Origin of the sequence: Frigoribacterium sp. PhB107 (genome assembly GCF_003751515.1) — a bacterium.
GTDB lineage: Bacteria > Actinomycetota > Actinomycetes > Actinomycetales > Microbacteriaceae > Frigoribacterium.
This window is the reverse complement of record NZ_RJKU01000002.1, coordinates 182488-200728: the sequence shown is the minus strand read 5'-3', so window position 1 is coordinate 200728 and position 18241 is coordinate 182488. Positions and strand designations below refer to the sequence as shown.

Below are 18241 nucleotides of genomic sequence, written 5' to 3'. Positions count from 1 at the left end.
CGACCCGACGCAGGCGCGTCGGCAGGATCCTCCAGGCTTTTGTCCGTTCAGATGACGGCGGGGCGGTGGCGCCCGGCCGTGGCGCCGCTCGGACCAGTCGGATCGCGAGATCCCGGAACCCTAGGCGCTGTCGGTCGGGACCCTAGCAGGCGCGCGTGACGCGTCGGTTATTCGGATCCACCTGTGCTGCCGAGGGCGGGTCTTCCCGCTCGAGGGCGGGTCGCCGCGGACCCGCCCTCGGCGTACGAGGCCCGCCCTCGGCGTACGAGACCCGCCGTCGACGGCTGTTCACGTCGGCTCGCTAGCCTCCGGCCATGAGCGGACTCGTGCCTGACCTCGTCGCCGTCGTCGCGCTGCTCACGAACGGTCTCGTGGCGGGCCTCTTCTTCGCCTTCGTGGTCGCGGTGTCGCCGGGGCTGCGCCGGGTCGACGACGTCGCCTTCACCGGTGCGTTCCGCGCGATCAACGCGGCGATCCTGCGCCCGGCGTTCCTCGTCGTGTTCGTCGCGGCACCCGCCACCGCGGTGCTGCTCGCGGTGCTGCACGTCGTGGACGGCAGCTCGGCGAGCGCGTGGGCCGTCGGGGCGGCGGCCGCCTCGGTCGCCACCTTCGTCGTCACGGTCGCGCGCAACGTGCCGCTGAACGAGGCGCTCGCGCGGGCGAGCGTGTCCGGGCCGACCTCGGCGAGCGCCGCGCGACGTGCGTTCGAGTCGCCGTGGGCCCGGTGGAACACCGTCCGCACGCTGACGGGCGTCTGCGCCGTCCTCGGCCTCGCAGCCGCCGCGGTCGCGGCCGCCTGACCCGTCTCGGCGACAGGCAACGGCCGGCTCGGGCTAGGCCCCCGCCGAGCCGAGCGCGATCGCCTCGCGCAGGTCGGCGGCGAACTGCTCGGGCCGCTCCCACGCGGCGAAGTGCCCGCCCGACGCGTGTTCGTGGAACGCGCGCACGTCGAACAGCCGCTCGGCGAACGAGCGCGGGGCGTTCGCCAGGTCGCCGGGGAAGATCGACAGCACTGCGGGCACGGCTGCCTCGACCGGCTCGTTGGTCGAGGGCTCCCGCAGCGCGTAGGCGCCGAACGACGTGCCGATCGTGCCCGTGAACCAGTAGGCGGAGACCCAGGTGAGCACGTCGTCGTCGCCGAAGACCGCCTCCATGCCGCCCTCGACCGAGCGGTCGCTCCACGACCAGAGCTTCTCGCCGATCCAGGCGAGCAGCCCCGCCGGGGAGTCGCCGAGCGCGACGGCGAGCGTGGCCGGCTTGGTCGCGTGCTCGTGGGCGTAGCCGCCCTGGGTCGCCTGCCACTGCTCGCGGCGGTCGGCGTAGGCGCGCTCCTCGTCGGTGAGGTCGTCGGGCAGCTCGGCGGCGAGGTGCCCCTGCGGCACGTCGGTCAGGTGCACGGCCGAGACCGCGTGGCCGTGCCGGCGCAGCAGCGCCTCGGCGACGCCGGCCCCGATGTCGCCGCCGCTGACCACGTACCGGTCGTGCCCCAGCTGCTGCATCGCGGCCGCGACCACGTCGGCCATGTCGACGCCCGACATGCCCCCGGCAGCCGAGGAGGCGCTGAACGGGTACCCGGGCAGGGCCGGCACCACGACGGTCGCGTCCCCGAGCAGCGGCAGCACCTTCTCGAAGCGCAGCACCGAGTCGGGCCAGCCGTGCAGCAGCACGACCACCGGGGCGTCGGGCGCACCGCGGCGGTGCACGACGCGGAGCGGGACGGCACCGTCGACGAGCTCCCACGGAAGGTCGAGGACCCGCTGCTCGTGCACCCGCCAGTCGTACCCGTCGGCCCAGCGCGCGAGCAGCCGCTCGAGCCACGCGGCGTCCACGCCGTGCCGCGGCTCGAGCCCCGCGGGCAGGTCGACGCGTCGTCGGCGGGCGAGGCGTTCCCGGAGGTCGGCCACCGCCTCCTCGGGGACGCGTGCCGGTGCTGCGCTCTGCGCGTTCGTCTGCATGGCCGCACCCTACGACCACGGGCCGACACCGCGCGTTTCCGCGCCACCAGAACGGGGTCTGGCCGCGGCCGCCGCCGCCTGGTGAGGTGGACCAGTGACCGACGTGCCCTCGCTCCCCCGCCCTGCCTCCCCCCTCGACGAGGACACCGAGCTGCGGGTCCGCGTCGTCGAGGCGGTGATCGTCGCGTTCCGCAGCCGGGCGTTCCACGAGACCGACGTCGACGTGGTCTCCGAGCTGGCCGGCGTGCCCGTCGAGACGGTGCGCGGGCTCTTCCCGAGCTGGAACGGCCTCGTCATGGCCGCCGTCGACCGGTGGAACGCCGAGCGCATGCGGCCGGTCATCCCCCTCATGCACGCGCACGGCACCGTGCGGTTCCTCCGCGGGATCGTGGAGCGCAACGTCCACGACCCGTCGCTGATGCGCCTCCTCACCTCGCTCCTGAACGTCGCCGCGACGCCGGGGCACCCCATGGCGCCGACCCTGCAGCACGAGTGGCGCAAGTTCCACGCCCTGATCCTCGGCGGCCTCACCGTCGACGTCGAGGTCGGACGCGAGCCGGAGACCATGGACCCGGTCCGCGGGGCCGAGCAGCTCATCGCCCTCTACGAGGGGCTGCAGATGCAGTCGATGGTGCGGCCGGAGATGGACCTGCTGGCCTCGTACGACCGAGGCGTGACGCGCCTCCGCGCCGGCTGGTCGCAGGACTACGTCGAGCAGATCTGGGACCTCGACAGCTGATCGTCGGCGGCTGTCCACCGACAGCTCCCGTCCGGTCGCGGAGGAGTACACCTCGATGAGGCAGGGCGCCACGACGCGCGCCCCCTCGAGAGACAGGAACCCCATGACCACCTTCAGCCACGTCACCGTCGTCGGCGCCGGCGTCCTCGGCGCCCAGATCGCCTTCCAGATCGCGAGCCACGGCGTCGCGGTCCGCGCCTGGGACGTCGACGACGACGCCGTCACGGCCGCCCAGGCGCGCCTCCGGTCGATCGTCGAGCAGTACGTCGGCGACCTCGGCGACGAGCACCGGCAGGCAGCCGAGGAGGCGGTGGCCGGGATCGCCTTCACCACCGACCTCGCCGAGGCGGTCGCCGACGCCGACCTCGTGGTCGAGGCCGTGCCGGAGACGCTCGAGCTCAAGCAGGGCGTCTACGCGCGGCTCGCCGCCGCGGCGCCCGAGCGCACGATCTTCGCGACGAACTCGTCGACCCTGCTGCCGAGCCAGCTGGCCGACGCGACGGGCCGCCCCGAGAAGTTCCTCGCGCTGCACTTCGCCAACCACATCTGGCGGCAGAACACGGCCGAGATCATGGGCAGCCCGCGGACCGACCCTGCCGTCTTCGACCAGGTCGTGGCCTTCGCGGGCGAGATCGGGATGGTGCCGATCCCCCTCCACAAGGAGCAGCCCGGCTACGTGCTCAACTCGCTGCTCGTGCCGTTCCTCGGCGCCGCGTCCGAGCTCGTCCTGCGCGGCGTCGCGGACCCGGAGACGATCGACGCCACCTGGCGCATCGGCACGGGTGCCCCGATGGGGCCGTTCCAGATCTTCGACATCGTCGGCCTGCGGACCGCCTACGCCATCTCGGCTGCCAGCGACGAGGAGGGGGCCCAGCTCTGGGCGGACCACCTCAAGACCAACTACCTCGACCAGGGCAAGCTCGGGGTCGAGTCGGGCGAGGGCTTCTACTCGTACCGGTGAGCGGTGCGGGGCCGGTGAGGGTGCGGGGCCGTGCCGGGCGTCGCCGAGGGCCCGGCCGCTCGGCGGGGCGGCGGGCGCCGGGGCGCCGACTCGGCACAGTGGCGTTGGATGGACGGGTGATCTGGACAGCTCCCCTCTCGTCCCCTCTGTGCAGTCGGACGCGTCTGGCGGCTCCTGTCCGGAGGAGGGACCGGTGACGGTGGAGGCGACAGCGGCCGCGGTGGGCGCCGTCCTCTTCATGGTGGTGGGACTCGGCCTCGTGCTGTTCCGTCACCCGGTGGCGCGGCAGATGCAGCGTGAACGCAAGCGGCTCGGCCTCCACCTCGGCTCGGAGAGCCAGCCGGGCATGCTGCTCGTGGTCGGCCTCTTCTTCGTCGCTGGGTCGGTCGTCATCCTGCTTGCGACCTTCACCGACCTGTTCACTGGCTCGGCGTAGCTTCCCCGTCTGATCCCGGGAAGAACGTCGAGGAGCAGACTGCGTCCATGACCGACACCACCACGAACCGTCCCGCCACCGCCTCCGGCACCTTCAGCATCGGTGGGGACCTGCCCACCACCCGCCTCGGCTACGGCACCATGCAGCTCACCGGCCCCGGGGTCTGGGGCGAGCCGAGCGACCGCGACGAAGCCGTCCGCGTCATCCGCCGCGCCGTCGAGCTCGGCGTGACGTTCTTCGACAGCGCCGACGCCTACGGTCCTGCCGTCACCGACGGCCTCCTCCGCGAGGCCCTCCACCCCTACGCCGACGACATCGTCATCGCCACCAAGGTCGGCAACACCCGCCAGGGCCCCGACCAGTGGACTCCCCTCGGCGTCCCGGCCTACCTCCGTCAGCAGGTCGAGATGAACCTCCGCCACCTCGACGTGGAGCGCATCGACCTCCTCCAGCTGCACCGCATCGACCCGAACGTCCCCCTCGAGGACCAGATCGGCGAGCTGGGCGCACTGCGCGACGAGGGCAAGATCCGCCACATCGGCCTCAGCGAGGTCAGCATCGACGAGGTGAAGGCGGCACAGGCGGTCGCCCCGATCGTCTCCGTGCAGAACCTCTTCAACCTGACCGACCGCTCCGCCGAGCCGCTGCTCGACTGGGCGACCGAGAACGGCCTGGCCTTCATCCCCTGGTTCCCGCTCGCCACCGGCGGCCTCACCGGTTCGGACAGCCCGCTCACGAAGCTCGCCGAGCAGCACGAGGCCACCCCGGCGCAGCTGGCCCTCGCCTGGCTCCTCAAGCGCTCGCCCGCGATGCTGCCGATCCCCGGCACGTCGAGCATCGCCCACCTCGAGGACAACCTCGCCGGCGCGACCATCGAGCTCACCGACGCCGAGTTCGACGCGCTGACGGACGCGGTGAGCTGACCCGAGACTGCGTCTCGGATCCCTCCGGAGCACGCGAGACGAGAAAAGCCCCGGAACCCAGTGAGGCTGGGTTCGCGGGGCTTTCTCGTGGCGGGTTGTTTGCACAACCCCTGAATCGCCGCGGAGTCGGGCCTTGGACACCCTAATGAAGCTGCATTTCCCCCGAGGGTCGCTGCGATTTCCCCTGCGGGCTCCCTCAACCCCGTAAGCGCACTGGACTTGCCGTGGCCGCGCCTGCGATCGGGCAAGCCTCCCCACGGCGCCAGATGGTTGACGAGTTGACCTGGGCGGTGGCGGGCCGCCCCGCGGCCCAGTGGGGGATCCTCGAGCATGAGCACCCCATGCGCGGACGCAGGGGGCGCGCCGAGGTCACCGCGCCGTGCGGCCTCTTGGACGCTTTCGCGTTCGAGAGTCGGGCCGTTCCCTTAACCTCGTCCCATGAGCAGCTCGACGATTCGGTCTCAACTCGAGCGGAAGCGCGCACAAAAGGCCGATGCCGAGAAGAAGGCGTCGGCGGCGCGAACGAAGGAGAACGCCAAGCGCGCCGATGCAACGAAGGCTCGGGCTGCGGCATCCAAGACGAGCAACGACTCGACGCGAAAGTCACGATCGCGGGACGCGGACAGGTACGAGCAGGACGCCAATGCCGCTGGCAAGGACGCCGCCGCTTGGCAGACCAAGGCGAGCAAGTACCTGGTTGAGGAAGTGGCTTTACAAAAGCAGCTGTCAGCCGCCGAGAGGTCGGAACAGAAGGCGTCGGAGCGGAAGCGTGAGCAGACCGACACAGCCCTAGAACGGCAACGAGCTCAGCAAGTGACGGCAGCCAGAGCTGAGACGGGCCGTCTGCTCGACGAGACGGCGATGCGCTTCGACGTGCACGAGAGAGCGATAGCCGAACTTCGACAGCCGAAGAAAGAGCGCCTCCGCATCCTCGTCCTCACCTCGTCAGGCCGAGATGACCTCCGTGTCGGACGCGAGCAAAAGCAAATCCAGGATGCAGTTCGGTTCGCGTCTGGTCGCGATCAGGTTCGGCTAGACGTCCGGCCGGCTGCGACGGGTGAGGACCTCTTGAACGGTCTCACGCAGGGCACCCCTCACGTCGTCCACTTCTCCGGCCACGGCAACGAGGACGTCATCGTCTTCGAAGAGGATGTCGACGCCCACAATGACGGCCGCGCGATGTCCGGCCGGCTACTTGGCCGTGCTCTACAAGCTGTCGACGAAACTCCCCTTCTCGTCGTCCTGAATGCGTGCAAGACCGCGGAACAGGCCCGTCGCCTCACAGAAGGCATTGCGGCCTTTGCTATCGGTCATTCCGATTCGATCGGAGATTCTGATGCGATCAACTACGCGGCGCGCTTCTATGCGTCCATCGCGGACGGACAGTCCATCGGCGCTTCGCACGATCTCGCCAAAACAGCTCTCGAGATGATGGGGCTGCCTGATCATGATCTCCCGCAGCTGTATGCCGCTGTGGGCTACAACCCCTACGAAGCTCGCCTTGTGCTGTCCGAACTACCTTCGGATTCTTGAGTCCGACAAAGCCAGAAGGAATGGTGAGGTTCAATGCGGACGGGCGGCGCCAAGACGACGCATAGCTCGCTTGCGCTCTTCAGCCTGGTATTCCAGGATCCACGTGCTGGGCGAAACAACCTGGATCAGGCCTGGGAGTGAAGCGTTGAGGAAGCCGGTGTCACGAGTGATGCACACGCGGTCGACGTAGCCATCATCAGGATCGTCGGCATCCCGGGCGGTTGCGTACACCGTCCCATCTTCATGATCGAGCGGCGGATCCCCGTAGGCGCTCACGATCTCACCCACCGTGTCACCCTCCGAGCGAATGACGACTTCCCAAACGAGGTCCTCGAGCAAGGTCTGGGCATCGGCGTCTAGCCATCCAAGACCTGGGTTCCCGACGCCCGATGTGGGATGGGCAGCCTTAGACGCGACCATGAGGTTGATGTGGTCGCTCGTCCAGACACTCAGGCTGCGCCCGTCTGCGTGCTGGCCGCCCGCGCAGGCGAGGATGGTCAACACGCTGTCAAGTCCCGGATCCCTACGGTGCGGAACTCCATCGGCTCGCGCCCGGACCCCTGCTGCCACGAGCCGCTCCCAGGTGAACGGCGCGCCGACGACTCGGGCGGCGTCGAGGTAGACGTTCACGTCCAGGATGACTACAAGGCGTGAAGCCCTAGCTGGCGATCCCGTCCCTGCGTCAGTTGGCACGCCTAACGGGCCGCGAAAGGCGGAATCGTGACTTTGCTGCCTCGTAGGCGGGACCAGATGTCGTAGCAAATTGAGCAGTGCCGAGCGACGGATGCTCAATCGCGGCATGTTCGGAGGCCCGCAACCGCCCAGCCTTGCGAAGCTCCGCTACCCGCCGGTACGCGGCCCAGTCGCTTCCGATCTCCGGCTGAGGCAGTTCAATGTTCAGCGAACCCTCGCGGTAATGCTTGTCCCACACTCGGCCCGGCTCATGGGTCAGTGTCCAGAGCGCGCCCCCGGTCATATCTCCAAAAAGCGACCACACGTCTTCGACGTCATCGATGACTTCCTCACGCAACTCCTCGACGCTGATGGCTGAGGTGTCGATGTGGGCTATTGGCTGATCGTGGTACTCCTTGTACAAGCCGTAGAGAGGCTTGACCACGGGGCCGTTTTTCCAGGCCTGAACCGGCTCTCGGAACGTCGGCGCATGTCGCTCTGACAGCCCCTTGCTCTGAACAAGGAAGACGAGCTTTTGCAGTTGCAGGTTGGTGAGACTTCGACCATCGTGATTCGCGGCGACGAGCAGACGTGACGCAATCGATGCAGCCGCAACGGTCCGCTCCACGGTCAACCCCCCATTCGTCATGATTCCCATCAACGAGATCAACTCACACTACGCGATGTTGATTCCCTCCAGCTGTAAGCCATGCGGCATCTCGAGTGCATGCGCCAGCCAAGAGACGAGGGAAAACGCAGCAGAACTCAGGCCGTTACAAGGAGCTTGCCGAGGGAATCGAGGGCCCCAGGGACGAGCGCGTAGTACGCCCAGATCCCGCGCTTGTCGCGAGTGAGGATGCCGGCGTCGACGAGGACCTTCAGGTGGTGCGACACAGTCGGCTGGCTGAGCCCGAGAGGTTCGGTGAGGTCACACACGCACGCCTCGGCCCCGTCGTGCGCGGCAACCATCGAGATGAGCCGGAGCCGGGCCGGGTCCGCGATGGCTTTCAGGCTGCGGGCCAGCTTCTCGGCGTTCTCCGCGTCCATCGCCTCGCGGGCCAGCGGTGCGCAGCACGCGGTCACGTCCGTAAGGGGCAGGAGTTCGGCAACGGGCATGTGAACACTCTTCCACACAGATTGACAGTCGTCGATGGGTTGGGGCAGGCTCAACACATCGACACTCATCGATCTACGGAGCTGCATGACGATCACCCCCACCGCGCCTGCCCAGCTCGGGACCGCTGACCGCTTCCTCCCCGTGTGGATCCTCGCCGCCATGGGCGCAGGGCTGCTGCTGGCCGTGTTCGTGCCGGCGTTCGGTGAACTGCTGCACTCGTTCCAGGTGGGACAGGTGAGCGTCCCGATCGCGGTCGGACTGCTGGTAATGATGTACCCGGTGCTGGCGAAGGTCCGCTACTCCGACACCCGCGCCATAGCCGGCGACCGGCGCCTCCTGGTGTCGTCACTCGTCATGAATTGGGTCGTCGGGCCTGCGCTCATGTTCGCCCTGGCGTGGGTGTTCCTGCCCGACCTGCCGGAGTACCGCACGGGTCTGATCATCGTGGGCCTCGCCCGGTGCATCGCCATGGTGCTGATCTGGAACGACCTCGCCTGCGGTGACCGAGAGGCGGCCGCGTTCCTCGTGGCCCTCAATTCGGTGTTCCAGGTCGTCGCTTTCGCCGGCCTCGGCTGGTTCTACCTCCAGATCCTCCCCGCCTGGCTCGGACTCCCCACAACCAGCGCGTCGTTCAGCATCTGGTCCATCACCCTCAGCGTCCTGGTTTTCCTCGGTATCCCCCTCCTCGCCGGCTACCTCTCCCGCCGCATCGGGGAAGCGACCAAGGGGCGCACCTGGTACGAGACACGATTCCTGCCGAAGATCGGCCCCTTCGCCCTCTACGGGCTGCTCTTCACGATCGTGATGCTGTTCGCCCTCCAAGGCCAGCAAGTCGTTGACCGGCCTCTCGACGTCGTCCGCATCGCCCTGCCGTTGCTGGTGTACTTCGCCGTCACGTTCCTCGTCGCGTTCTTCACCGGACGCGCGATCGGCCTGGCCTACGAGCGGACCGCGACGCTGGCGTTCACGGCCGCGGGAAACAACTTCGAGCTGGCGATCGCCGTCGCGGTCGGCACGTTCGGAGCAACCTCCGGCCAGGCCCTCGCCGGCATCGTCGGCCCCCTGATCGAGGTCCCGGCGCTCGTGGCGCTGGTGTACCTGTCCCTGTGGCTCCGGCCACGCCTGTTCCCCTCCCCCGCCCCGGCAGCGCGCATCGCTGAACGGGTCTGACCCCTCACCCGAAGGAACCCGTCATGAGCACCAAGCCCACCGTCCTGTTCGTCTGCGTCCACAACGCCGGCCGCTCACAGATGGCCGCCGGCTACATGCAGGCCCTCGCCGGCGACCGCGTCGACGTCCTCTCCGCCGGCAGCGAGCCCAAGGACCAGATCAACCCGATCGCGATCCAGGCCATGGCCGAAGAGGGCATCGACATCGCCGGGAACCAGCCCAAGGTCCTCACCACCGAGGCCGTCCGGGACAGCGACGTCGTGATCACGATGGGCTGCGGCGACGCGTGCCCGATCTTCCCCGGCAAGCGCTACGAGGACTGGGAGCTGACCGACCCCGCCGGCCGCGGCATCGAGGACGTCCGCCCCATCCGCGACGACATCAAGGGCCGCATCCAGGCCCTCCTGGCCGAGATCGCACCCGCGACCGCCTGACCCTGAGCTGCGAGGAGACGACGATGACGGACCTGACCACGAGGCGCGGCCTGCCGGGCCTTGCCTTCCCCGAGGACGCACTCAAGCGTGCCGCGGGCGACCTCGCCACCCGGTTCGAGGGCATCTTCGGGCCCGAGACGATCGAGCGGTACGTGCTCGAGTCCTACACGGCTCTCCTTCGCACAGCGCAGGTCCGGGCGCACCTGACCACCAACGCGACCCGGTTCGCTATCGACCGACTGACCGCCCTCGGGCAGGCCACCGGGGCGATCGAGCGGACGGTTCCGGAGGTGCTGTTCGTCTGCGAGCAGAACGCCGGCCGCTCCCAGATGGCAGCCGTGTTCACCAACGTCCTCTCCGGCGGTGCCGTCCACGTCCGCTCGGCCGGGTCCCTGCCCGCCCGGGACCTCCACCCCGTCGTCGCGGAAGCGATGCGGGAGCTGGGCCTGGACCTTGACGAGGCGTTCCCGAAGCCTCTGACCGACGACGTCGTGCAGGCAGCCGACGTCGTGATCACGATGGGCTGCGGCGACGCGTGCCCGATCTACCCCAGCAAGACCTACCGCGACTGGCACCTCACCGACCCCGCCGGGCTCCCCCTCGAGAAGGTGCGCCTCATCCGCGACGACGTTCGCAAGCTCGTCGAATCGCTCCTGGCCGAACTCGGCATCGAATCGAAGGGCCTCCCCGCATGAGCCTCACCCTCTCTGTCCCTCCCCGCACCGACGCACCCACCCTCGCCGGGCTCCCCGTCGCCGTCATCGGCGCCGGCCCCGTCGGCCTCGCCGCAGCCGCGCGGCTCCTCGAACGAGGCGTCGACGTCGCGATCTACGAAGCCGGCCCGAGTGCCGCAACGGCGGTCCGTGCGTGGGGTCACACGCGCCTGTTCACCCCGTGGGAGCACCTCGTCGACCCGGCCGCCGCACGTCTCCTCGACACCACCGACTGGGAAGCCCCGGCAGCGAAGAAGCTCCCCTACGGTGCCGACTTCGTCCGCGACTACCTCGAACCCCTCGCCGCCACCCCCGAGCTGTCGGGCCGCATCCGATACGGGCACCGGGTCGCCGCGGTGTCCCGGCAGGGCATGGACCGCACCCGCTCCACGGGACGTGCCGAGACGCCGTTCCTGCTGCACCTCGACCACCACGGCGAGGTGCGCGACGAACTCGCCCGCGCCGTCATCGACACCTCCGGCACCTACACGACCCCCAACACCCTCACCTCCTCCGGTGTCGGCCTCTCCCACAGCGACGACGTCGCCGGCAGCATCAGCCACGCCCTGCCCGACGTCCTCGGCCGCGACCGGGACCGGTTCGCCGGCCGGCACACGGTCGTCGTCGGCGCCGGCCACTCGGCCGCGAACACCCTCATCAAGCTCGCGGCCCTCGCCAAGGAAGCCCCCGGGACGACGATCACGTGGGCGATCCGCAGCAGCACCCCCGCCCGGGTCTACGGGTCCGCAGCCGACCAGCTCGAAGGCCGCGGCGACCTCGGCAGCGCCGTCCGCGACCTCGTCCGTGCGGGCCCGATCGCCCTCGTGGACCGGTTCGAGGTCGACGACGTGACCAAGACCGCTGACGGCGTGCAGCTCGTCGGGCGTCGACGCGGTGAGCCCCTGACGGTCGCTGCGGACGTGGTGGTGAACGCGACCGGGTTCCGCCCTGACCTCGACATGCTTCGTGAGGTCCGGGTATCCCTGGACGAGATCGTCGAAGCACCTCGGCAGCTCGCCCCGCTGATCGACCCGAACCTGCATTCCTGCGGCACGGTCTACCCGCACGGGGTCGCGGAGCTGGGGCACCCGGAGCCGAACTTCTACATCGCCGGCATGAAGTCATACGGCCGCGCCCCGACGTTCCTGCTCCTCACCGGCTACGAGCAGGTCCGCTCCATCGCGGACGAACTCGCCGGCAACCATGAAGCCGCCCGGATCGTGCAGCTCGAACTCCCGGACACGGGTGTCTGCTCGACGAACCTCCCGGACGCCTCCGGGTGCGCCGTCGACGGAGCGGCAGCAGGTGGGTGCTGCTCGTGAGCGTCACCGTCCGGGCCATGAGCCCGGACGACTGGCCCGCCGTCGAGCGGATCTACCAAGAGGGCATCGACACCGGTAACGCCACCTTCGAGACCCGTACCCCGACATGGGAGGCGTTCGATGCCGGCAAGCTCGCCGCGCATCGGTTCGTGACAGTCGACGACACCACGGGCGCTGTCCTCGGCTGGGTGGCGGCGTCCGCGACGTCGGCCAGGCCTGCCTATGCCGGCGTCGTCGAGCACTCCGTCTACGTCGCCGCGGCAGCCCAAGGCCACGGGGTCGGACAAGCGCTGCTGGGGGCGTTCCTTGACTCGGTGGATGCCGCCGGCATCTGGACCGCGCAGTCGTCGATCTTCCCTGAGAACGAGGCAAGCCTGGCCCTCCACGACCGTGCAGGGTTCCGCCGGATCGGGACGCGGGAACGGATCGCACGCTCCGAAGCAGGCCCTTATGCCGGCGTGTGGCGCGACACCGTTCTGATCGAACGACGCTCACCCACCGACCCCTCCTAGGGGCCAGCTCGGAAGACGCACTCGGTCGAGCACCGCTCAGACCGGTCAGGGCACTCGACCAGGTCGTGTTCGGCACGAGCAAGACGCGACCGGAGCCCGTCGAGCCGGGCCTGCTTCTCCTCGATCTGACGCACCTGCTCTGCCAGGAGTGGGCGCAGCGCTTCCCGGACGTCGGTGCAGGACGTCGATTCCATGGTGCTGAGGTGCGCGCCGATCTGATCGAGGGGCAGACCGAGTTCCTTGCTGGCCTCGATCAGGTCGAGCCGGCTGAGCACGTCCGGGCTGTAGTCCCGGTACCCATTCAAAGCCCTAGCAGGGGTCAAAAGCCCGATGGACTCGTAGTACCGGAGCGCCGTTGCGGAGACGCCGCTGCGCTTGCTGACCTCGGAGATTCGCACACCGCGACCCTAGAGCTGCCGACGCCGCTTGACCTTCAAGCGGCTCGAACCTCTACGGTCACTGACGTGCCTTCCTCCCCCACACCAGTCCAGCCGTGAACGCGGTCGTCTCCTGGCTCGAACACCGGCAAATCGGCCTCTACCTGGCGGCGATCCTGGCTGCCGGCGTCGTCGGCCTCACCGTGCCGGGAGCACACCACCTAGAGGGAGCGATCGAGCCCGTGCTCGCGCTGCTGCTGTTCGCGACATTCCTCGGGGTCCCGTTCGCCGCGATCGGGAAATCCCTCCGCGACGGACGGTTCCTCGCCGCGGTCGGGGTGCTCAACTTCGTCGTCGTCCCCCTCGTCGCCTACGGGCTGTCCCGGTTCGTCTCGGACGAGCCGGCACTGCTGTTCGGGGTGCTCCTGGTGCTGCTGACCCCGTGCATCGACTACGTGATCGTGTTCGCAGGCCTCGCCGGCGGGGCATCAGAACGACTCCTCGCCGCGGCGCCGCTGCTGATGCTGGCGCAGATCCTCCTCCTGCCGCTGTACCTGCTGCTGTTCATCGGCCCCGAGGGCGTCGCCGTGGTCGAGGTCGGCCCCTTCGCCCGGGCGTTCCTGCTCCTGATCGTCGTCCCGCTCACCGCGGCCGCACTCGTGCAGGCACTCGCCCGGCGACACCGATACGGGGTCGTCATCGAGCGGACGACGCTCGGCCTGATGGTGCCGCTGATGATGGCCACCCTGTTGACCGTCGTGGCCTCACAAGCCGGTGCTGTCGGAGACTCCCTGGGCCAGCTGCTCGTGCTGGTGCCGCTCTACGCCGAATTCCTCATCGTCATGGCAGTGCTCGGCATCGGCGCCGGCCGCATCTTCCGCCTTGACGTGCCAGCGACCCGTGCTCTGGTGTTCAGCGGCGCGACCAGGAACTCCCTCGTGGTCCTCCCGCTGGCGCTGGCCCTGCCGGCGTCCCTGTCGCTCACTCCAGTCGTCGTCGTGACCCAGACGCTCGTCGAGCTCATCGGCATGGTGATCTTCGTCCGACTCGTCCCTCGTCTTGTCCCGAGCTCGGCCGGGCGAATCGAACCGGCGGCATCTAGACCCGAGCCCAATTAGCCAGTCGTGTCAAGTCAGCGTCGACTGTAGAGTCAGTGCATGCTGACTCTTTCATCGCGCGTCGACGTCATGAACCGCCTCGGGCGCGCCATGGCCGATCCGACACGATCGCGCATCCTGCTGCACCTCCTGAACCAGCCCGGCTACCCCGGCGCTCTGGCAGAGCAGCTCGATCTCACGCGGTCCAACGTGTCGAACCACCTCTCGTGCCTCCGCGGCTGCGGCATCGTCGTTGCCGTTCCCGAGGGTCGGTCGACCCGCTACGAGATCGCTGACGCTCACCTCACGAAGGCACTCACTGCCCTTGTCGACGTCGTGCTCGCCGTCGACGACGGAGAGCCCTGCACCGACGACGCATGCGACGTCCCCCTTTGCTGCGGAACCGGCGCATGAGCACGACCACGCTGCCTGCCCTGCTCAAGCCCGCACGCCGGCTACTCCTGCAGCGTCGGATCCGGATCATCGTCGCGATCACGATCACTTACAACGTGATCGAGGCGATCGTTGCGATCGCCGCCGGCACCGTCGCCTCCTCGACGGCCCTGGTCGGCTTCGGCCTGGACTCGATCGTGGAGGTTCTCTCGGCCGCCGCGATCGCGTGGCAGTTCGCCGCCCCCGACCCGGAGAAGCGCGAACGGCTCGCGCTGCGCGTCATCGCCGTGTCGTTCTTCGGCCTAGCCGCCTACGTGTCCGTGGATGCAGTACTCGCCCTGACCGGCATCCGCGAGCCCGACCACTCCCCCGTCGGCATCGTTCTCGCCGCGGTCAGTCTCGCGATCATGCCGTTCCTCAGCCTGGTCGAGCGCCGCACCGGCATCGAGCTGGGCTCGGCGTCCGCGGTGGCCGACTCGAAGCAAACGCTGATCTGCTCATACCTCTCGGCCGCGGTCCTCGTCGGACTCGTGCTCAACCTCGCGTTCGGGTGGGCATGGGCCGACCCCGTGGCCGGGCTCGTCATCGTCGTCTTCGCCGTTAGGGAGGGCCTCGAGGCCTGGCGCGGCGACGCCTGCAAGACGCCCGTGTCGGCCCTGACGGGCGAGCGCCAGGTCGAGGCCTGCGATTGCTGCTGACCCCGGGGAAGCTCAGACGTGGGTGTGGTGCTCGTGCTGAGCGTGCTGGGCGGGCTCGATCTGGAAGGTCGAGTGCTCGACCTTGATCGAGAAGTGTTCAGCGACGCACTTCTGGAGGTCGTCGAGGATCTGAGGTGCGTGCCCGTCTTGGAAACAGGAATCCTCGACGGTGACGTGCGCACTCAGGATCGGCAGCCCCGTGGCCACGAGCGAAGCGTGCAGGTCGTGGACCTCGGTGACGTGTGGCAGCTCGAGCATGTGAGCCCGAACGTCGTCGAGGTCAAGGCCGGTGGGGGTCGATTCCATCAGCACCCCTGTTGTCTCGCGGAGCAGCTTGATGGTGCGGGGGATGATGAGCACGGCGATGAGCATTCCGGCGAGTGCGTCGGCTTGGCCCCATCCGGTGGTCATGATGATCAGGGCGCTGGCGATAACGGCCACTGAGCCGAGGGCGTCGTTGACGACTTCGAGGAACGCTGCCCGCATGTTCATGTTGGCCGAGCGGCCGGCAGTGAGAACAGTGATGGACACGATGTTGCCCACGAGTCCGATGATGCCGAAGATGAGCAGCTCAGAAGAGGGCACAGCAGGAGGCTCGAACAGGCGCCGGATGCCTTCGACGAGAGCGAAGAGGCCAACCGCAAGAAGCACCGTCGCTTGGGCTGTGGCGGCGAGCACTTCCGCTCGTTGGAAGCCCCACGTTCGTTTTGAGGTTGCGGCTCGCTTCATGAGGGTGGCTGCGAGAAGCGCCATGAAGAGGCCGCCGGCGTCGGTGAGCATGTGGGCTGCGTCGACCAGGAGCGACAGGCTTCCCGTGATGACCGAGCCGATGACTTCGACGATCAGGATCGAGGTGGTGATCCCGAAGGCGATGGCGAGGCGGCGGCGGTGGTCGGTGCCGCCGGGTGCCGCGTGATCGTGGCCTGCGCCCATGTCAGTGTCCTTCGTGGTGGTGACGGTAAGCGGCGCCGACGGAGTGCTCGGCTTGGAAGATGGCGTCTTGCACGAGCTTGCTGGCGTGATCGTTGACGAGCCTGTAGAAGACACGGTTGCCGGCCTGGCGCGTCGAGACCATCCGGGCCATACGGAGCTTGGCGAGGTGTTGCGAGACCGCAGTGGGAGATTTGTCAACGATGTCGGCCAGATGATTTACCGATAACTCTTCGTCGCGGAGAGCAAGGATCATCCGGACACGGGTTGCGTCGGCAAGCATGGAGAACACTTCGACGGCGAGTTCCACGAACGCGTCATCCGGGTGGAGTTCCTCTTGATGCGTATCTTCGTGCATGCGAAGATGGTCACACGACGTTGCCTCGATGTCTAGAGTCTTGGGGCAGTTCTGCAGCGACGTACCCCTGTTGTTGATTAGCCTTTGGTCAGACCTGGACCTGGAAGGAGGCGTGATGTTCAGAACTACGTCCGGCGCCTCCCGTTCACGGTGGTCCGTCGGGGTCTGGGCACTGTTGCTGTCCATCACAGCCGCGACCCTCGCAGCAGTTCTGGGCATCCACACCCTCGGCGACAACGCCTTCTCCGGCGGGGTGCAAGCCGCGTCGAGCGTGACGCAGGCCGTGTCGGTCGACGACCCGGCCCCTCGAGACTCTTCCCTCCCTCCACTGTCAGTCGGCGACGAGGCCATGACCGGGCTCACTGACAGCGGTGGAGTTCTGGCCTGTACCCTCCTGGCCCTCCTCTGCGTGGTGACTCTCGCTGTTGCCCTGGTGCGGATGCGGGGCGCAGCCGCCCGAACGCTCGATCCACTCGCCGGCCCCGACTCAACAGTGCCCTCCGTCCCGGATGCGCGACGCCCGGCGATCGTGAGCCTTACCGTGCTGGGCATCTCCCGAATCTAGACACTCCCCGATCGCGACCTGCGCGTCGGCGGACGATGACGATCAGTCATCAGGCGTTCGGCGTGCTCCTTCGAGACCGAGGACACCCCTTACATGCTTCGCATCGTCAGGGTGACTGCGCCGGCCCTTGTAGCCGTTCTCGCCGCCACCTTTCTTACCGCCACCCCTTCTCGCGCTGCGGCCTATCCAACCTGGGATGACGTCATCGCCGCCCGCTCAAACGAGGCGGCGACCGCCGACAAGATCACCGAATTGACCGGCCTACTGGATGGCCTCCGGCAACAAGCCGAGACGCTGACCACTGCAGCCGATCAGCGTGGCCTTGAGCTTCAAGAGGCTCAGGATGCCGCTGACGCTGCAACGGAAGCCCTTCGTTCCCTTTCTGACGACGTCGCCCGCGCCGAGCAGGACGCCGACAATGCAGAACGGCAGATCAGCCAGTGGGCTGCGTCGCTGAGCCGTGCCGGCGGGACCGATGTGTCGATGAACATCGCCGTCGCCGGCGGCGACGCCGATGACCTGCTTTCCCGGCTCGGAACGGCCTCGCAGCTGACGAAAACCTCGAACCGGATGCTAGAAAACGCGACCGCGAAAGCGAACACCGTCAGCAGCCTTCGCGATCAAGCTCAAGTCGCAACGACCGAACGGGACCGACTCCAGGGTCTCGCGCAGACAGCCCGCGACGACGCGCTTGCCGCGGCGACCACCGCGCAAGCCGCCGTCGCGGAACAAGAGACACGGAGCATCGAGCTCGAGGCTCAGTTGGCCGTGTTGAAGCAAGAGACTGCCACCGCCGAACAAGGGTACGCAGCGGCCGAAGCCGCGCGAGCCAAGGCGGCCGCCGAGGCGGCAGCTCGCGCCGCAGCCGCCCGCGCAGCAGCCGCGGCGACCTCGGCTCCTGCAGCCCCCACATCCTCCGCCGTGTCGCCTTCGGGATGGACGATGCCGATCACGGCGTACTCGAGCTACCAGGCCTACGGCATGCGCATCCACCCAGTCCTGGGCTACCCGAAACTGCATGCTGGGGCGGACTTCGGGGCCTCCTGCGGAAACGCGATCTACGCCGCCACCGCCGGCACCGTCACCTATGCCGGCGCCTACGGCGGATTCGGGAACCTCATTACGGTTACGTCTGCCGGCGGGGTTTCCACCAACTATGGCCACATGTATTCCTCTGGCGTTCAAGTCCGTGTCGGCCAGCAGGTCACCGCCGGTCAGCAGATCGCCCAGGTCGGCAACGCCGGCCTCTCGACGGGCTGCCACCTCCACTTCGAGCTCCGCCAGGGCGGAGCTGCCACCGACCCCATCGCCTACCTCAGAACCAAAGGAGTCTGAC

The 18241-nt window shown here is 68.4% G+C and carries 22 protein-coding genes; 15 read left to right on the top strand and 7 right to left on the bottom strand.

Going from position 1 to position 18241, the window contains the following annotated elements; genetic code table 11:
* Positions 1–314: 314 nt before the first annotated feature.
* Positions 315–800, top strand: coding sequence for a DUF1772 domain-containing protein (locus tag EDF18_RS09095; RefSeq protein ID WP_123547518.1), 486 nt, complete (start codon positions 315–317; stop codon positions 798–800).
* Between the two features lie 33 nt (positions 801–833).
* On the opposite strand, the gene EDF18_RS09090 is transcribed toward EDF18_RS09095, so the two are convergent.
* Positions 834–1955, bottom strand: a complete 1122-nt coding sequence (locus tag EDF18_RS09090; RefSeq protein ID WP_123547517.1) for an epoxide hydrolase family protein — start codon at positions 1953–1955, stop codon at positions 834–836.
* Positions 1956–2049: 94 nt separating this feature from the next.
* Between EDF18_RS09090 and EDF18_RS09085 the strand changes: the two genes are divergently transcribed.
* The 5 genes from EDF18_RS09085 (at position 2050) to EDF18_RS09065 (ending at position 6547) form a co-directional block, all read left to right on the top strand.
* Positions 2050–2694: a TetR/AcrR family transcriptional regulator gene (locus EDF18_RS09085; protein ID WP_123547516.1), complete on the top strand. Its 645-nt coding sequence runs from the start codon at positions 2050–2052 to the stop codon at positions 2692–2694.
* A gap of 103 nt (positions 2695–2797) precedes the next feature.
* Positions 2798–3655 (top strand): 3-hydroxyacyl-CoA dehydrogenase, encoded by an 858-nt coding sequence (locus tag EDF18_RS09080; protein ID WP_123547515.1) that lies wholly within the window; start codon positions 2798–2800, stop codon positions 3653–3655.
* Positions 3656–3848: 193 nt separating this feature from the next.
* Positions 3849–4091 (top strand): hypothetical protein, encoded by a 243-nt coding sequence (locus EDF18_RS09075; RefSeq protein ID WP_123547514.1) that lies wholly within the window; start codon positions 3849–3851, stop codon positions 4089–4091.
* A 47-nt stretch (positions 4092–4138) separates the two neighbouring features.
* Complete coding sequence (locus EDF18_RS09070) at positions 4139–5014, top strand: aldo/keto reductase (protein ID WP_123547513.1); 876 nt, start codon at positions 4139–4141, stop codon at positions 5012–5014.
* Between the two features lie 438 nt (positions 5015–5452).
* Positions 5453–6547, top strand: a complete 1095-nt coding sequence (locus EDF18_RS09065; RefSeq protein ID WP_123547512.1) for a CHAT domain-containing protein — start codon at positions 5453–5455, stop codon at positions 6545–6547.
* A 30-nt stretch (positions 6548–6577) separates the two neighbouring features.
* Here the strand turns inward: EDF18_RS09065 and EDF18_RS09060 are convergent, their stop codons facing one another.
* The 3 genes from EDF18_RS09060 to EDF18_RS09050 all read right to left on the bottom strand — a co-directional run bounded on the left by EDF18_RS09060 (position 6578) and on the right by EDF18_RS09050 (position 8335).
* Complete coding sequence (locus EDF18_RS09060) at positions 6578–7177, bottom strand: hypothetical protein (protein WP_148050073.1); 600 nt, start codon at positions 7175–7177, stop codon at positions 6578–6580.
* Between the two features lie 52 nt (positions 7178–7229).
* Positions 7230–7877: a Panacea domain-containing protein gene (locus EDF18_RS09055; RefSeq protein ID WP_123571440.1), complete on the bottom strand. Its 648-nt coding sequence runs from the start codon at positions 7875–7877 to the stop codon at positions 7230–7232.
* 107 nt (positions 7878–7984) lie between these two features.
* Complete coding sequence (locus EDF18_RS09050) at positions 7985–8335, bottom strand: metalloregulator ArsR/SmtB family transcription factor (RefSeq protein ID WP_043594596.1); 351 nt, start codon at positions 8333–8335, stop codon at positions 7985–7987.
* A gap of 85 nt (positions 8336–8420) precedes the next feature.
* Between EDF18_RS09050 and arsB the strand changes: the two genes are divergently transcribed.
* Genes arsB through EDF18_RS09025 form a run of 5 tightly spaced genes read left to right on the top strand, consistent with a single transcriptional unit; the run spans position 8421 to position 12487 of the window.
* The gene (arsB, locus tag EDF18_RS09045) at positions 8421–9506 is read left to right on the top strand and encodes an ACR3 family arsenite efflux transporter (RefSeq protein WP_123547510.1); all 1086 of its coding nucleotides are present in this window, start codon (positions 8421–8423) and stop codon (positions 9504–9506) included.
* 23 nt (positions 9507–9529) lie between these two features.
* Positions 9530–9940, top strand: coding sequence for an arsenate reductase ArsC (locus EDF18_RS09040; RefSeq protein ID WP_055811500.1), 411 nt, complete (start codon positions 9530–9532; stop codon positions 9938–9940).
* Positions 9941–9963: 23 nt separating this feature from the next.
* Positions 9964–10635, top strand: coding sequence for an arsenate reductase ArsC (locus tag EDF18_RS09035; protein WP_123517319.1), 672 nt, complete (start codon positions 9964–9966; stop codon positions 10633–10635).
* Complete coding sequence (locus tag EDF18_RS09030) at positions 10632–11975, top strand: NAD(P)-binding domain-containing protein (RefSeq protein ID WP_123547509.1); 1344 nt, start codon at positions 10632–10634, stop codon at positions 11973–11975. Before EDF18_RS09035 ends, EDF18_RS09030 begins: the two co-directional genes overlap by 4 nt.
* A gap of 17 nt (positions 11976–11992) precedes the next feature.
* Positions 11993–12487, top strand: a complete 495-nt coding sequence (locus EDF18_RS09025) for a GNAT family N-acetyltransferase (protein ID WP_123548264.1) — start codon at positions 11993–11995, stop codon at positions 12485–12487.
* Here EDF18_RS09025 and EDF18_RS09020 read toward each other — a convergent pair.
* Complete coding sequence (locus tag EDF18_RS09020; protein WP_123547508.1) at positions 12484–12885, bottom strand: MerR family transcriptional regulator; 402 nt, start codon at positions 12883–12885, stop codon at positions 12484–12486. The genes EDF18_RS09025 and EDF18_RS09020 overlap by 4 nt on opposite strands.
* A gap of 95 nt (positions 12886–12980) precedes the next feature.
* Between EDF18_RS09020 and EDF18_RS09015 the strand changes: the two genes are divergently transcribed.
* The 3 genes from EDF18_RS09015 to EDF18_RS09005 are packed head-to-tail and all read left to right on the top strand — an operon-like array spanning position 12981 to position 15052.
* Entirely contained in the window at positions 12981–13982 is a 1002-nt protein-coding gene (locus EDF18_RS09015) for an arsenic resistance protein (protein WP_123547507.1), read from the top strand.
* A gap of 39 nt (positions 13983–14021) precedes the next feature.
* Positions 14022–14375 carry a helix-turn-helix transcriptional regulator gene (locus tag EDF18_RS09010; RefSeq protein ID WP_123517313.1) on the top strand — a complete coding sequence of 118 codons (354 nt, stop codon included), beginning with the start codon at positions 14022–14024 and terminating at the stop codon, positions 14373–14375.
* Positions 14372–15052 (top strand): cation transporter, encoded by a 681-nt coding sequence (locus EDF18_RS09005; protein ID WP_123547506.1) that lies wholly within the window; start codon positions 14372–14374, stop codon positions 15050–15052. The genes EDF18_RS09010 and EDF18_RS09005 overlap by 4 nt, the downstream gene beginning before the upstream one ends.
* 12 nt (positions 15053–15064) lie before the next feature.
* On the opposite strand, the gene EDF18_RS09000 is transcribed toward EDF18_RS09005, so the two are convergent.
* Both EDF18_RS09000 and EDF18_RS08995 read right to left on the bottom strand, forming a co-directional pair.
* Positions 15065–15985 (bottom strand): cation diffusion facilitator family transporter, encoded by a 921-nt coding sequence (locus EDF18_RS09000; RefSeq protein WP_123547505.1) that lies wholly within the window; start codon positions 15983–15985, stop codon positions 15065–15067.
* A gap of 1 nt (position 15986) precedes the next feature.
* A complete protein-coding gene (locus EDF18_RS08995) occupies positions 15987–16340 on the bottom strand; it encodes a metalloregulator ArsR/SmtB family transcription factor (RefSeq protein ID WP_191330333.1) in 354 nt (117 codons plus the stop codon).
* A gap of 658 nt (positions 16341–16998) precedes the next feature.
* On the opposite strand from EDF18_RS08995, the gene EDF18_RS08985 reads away from it, so the two are divergent.
* On the top strand, positions 16999–18240 hold the full coding sequence (locus tag EDF18_RS08985; RefSeq protein WP_123517305.1) for a M23 family metallopeptidase: 1242 nt from the start codon (positions 16999–17001) through the stop codon (positions 18238–18240).
* The last annotated feature ends 1 nt before the right edge of the window (position 18241 follow it).

What these genes read in the sequence shown, in the direction of transcription:
- EDF18_RS09095 (WP_123547518.1), top strand. Translation starts at nt 315, where the DNA reads ATGAGCGGACTCGTGCCTGACCTCGTCGCCGTCGTCGCGCTGCTCACG.
- EDF18_RS09090 (WP_123547517.1), bottom strand. Translation starts at nt 1,955, where the DNA reads ATGCAGACGAACGCGCAGAGCGCAGCACCGGCACGCGTCCCCGAGGAG.
- EDF18_RS09080 (WP_123547515.1), top strand. Translation starts at nt 2,798, where the DNA reads ATGACCACCTTCAGCCACGTCACCGTCGTCGGCGCCGGCGTCCTCGGC.
- EDF18_RS09070 (WP_123547513.1), top strand. Translation starts at nt 4,139, where the DNA reads ATGACCGACACCACCACGAACCGTCCCGCCACCGCCTCCGGCACCTTC.
- EDF18_RS09065 (WP_123547512.1), top strand. Translation starts at nt 5,453, where the DNA reads ATGAGCAGCTCGACGATTCGGTCTCAACTCGAGCGGAAGCGCGCACAA.
- EDF18_RS09055 (WP_123571440.1), bottom strand. Translation starts at nt 7,877, where the DNA reads ATGGGAATCATGACGAATGGGGGGTTGACCGTGGAGCGGACCGTTGCG.
- EDF18_RS09050 (WP_043594596.1), bottom strand. Translation starts at nt 8,335, where the DNA reads ATGCCCGTTGCCGAACTCCTGCCCCTTACGGACGTGACCGCGTGCTGC.
- arsB (WP_123547510.1), top strand. Translation starts at nt 8,421, where the DNA reads ATGACGATCACCCCCACCGCGCCTGCCCAGCTCGGGACCGCTGACCGC.
- EDF18_RS09040 (WP_055811500.1), top strand. Translation starts at nt 9,530, where the DNA reads ATGAGCACCAAGCCCACCGTCCTGTTCGTCTGCGTCCACAACGCCGGC.
- EDF18_RS09035 (WP_123517319.1), top strand. Translation starts at nt 9,964, where the DNA reads ATGACGGACCTGACCACGAGGCGCGGCCTGCCGGGCCTTGCCTTCCCC.
- EDF18_RS09030 (WP_123547509.1), top strand. Translation starts at nt 10,632, where the DNA reads ATGAGCCTCACCCTCTCTGTCCCTCCCCGCACCGACGCACCCACCCTC.
- EDF18_RS09025 (WP_123548264.1), top strand. Translation starts at nt 11,993, where the DNA reads ATGAGCCCGGACGACTGGCCCGCCGTCGAGCGGATCTACCAAGAGGGC.
- EDF18_RS09010 (WP_123517313.1), top strand. Translation starts at nt 14,022, where the DNA reads ATGCTGACTCTTTCATCGCGCGTCGACGTCATGAACCGCCTCGGGCGC.
- EDF18_RS09005 (WP_123547506.1), top strand. Translation starts at nt 14,372, where the DNA reads ATGAGCACGACCACGCTGCCTGCCCTGCTCAAGCCCGCACGCCGGCTA.
- EDF18_RS09000 (WP_123547505.1), bottom strand. Translation starts at nt 15,985, where the DNA reads ATGGGCGCAGGCCACGATCACGCGGCACCCGGCGGCACCGACCACCGC.
- EDF18_RS08995 (WP_191330333.1), bottom strand. Translation starts at nt 16,340, where the DNA reads ATGCACGAAGATACGCATCAAGAGGAACTCCACCCGGATGACGCGTTC.
- EDF18_RS08985 (WP_123517305.1), top strand. Translation starts at nt 16,999, where the DNA reads ATGCTTCGCATCGTCAGGGTGACTGCGCCGGCCCTTGTAGCCGTTCTC.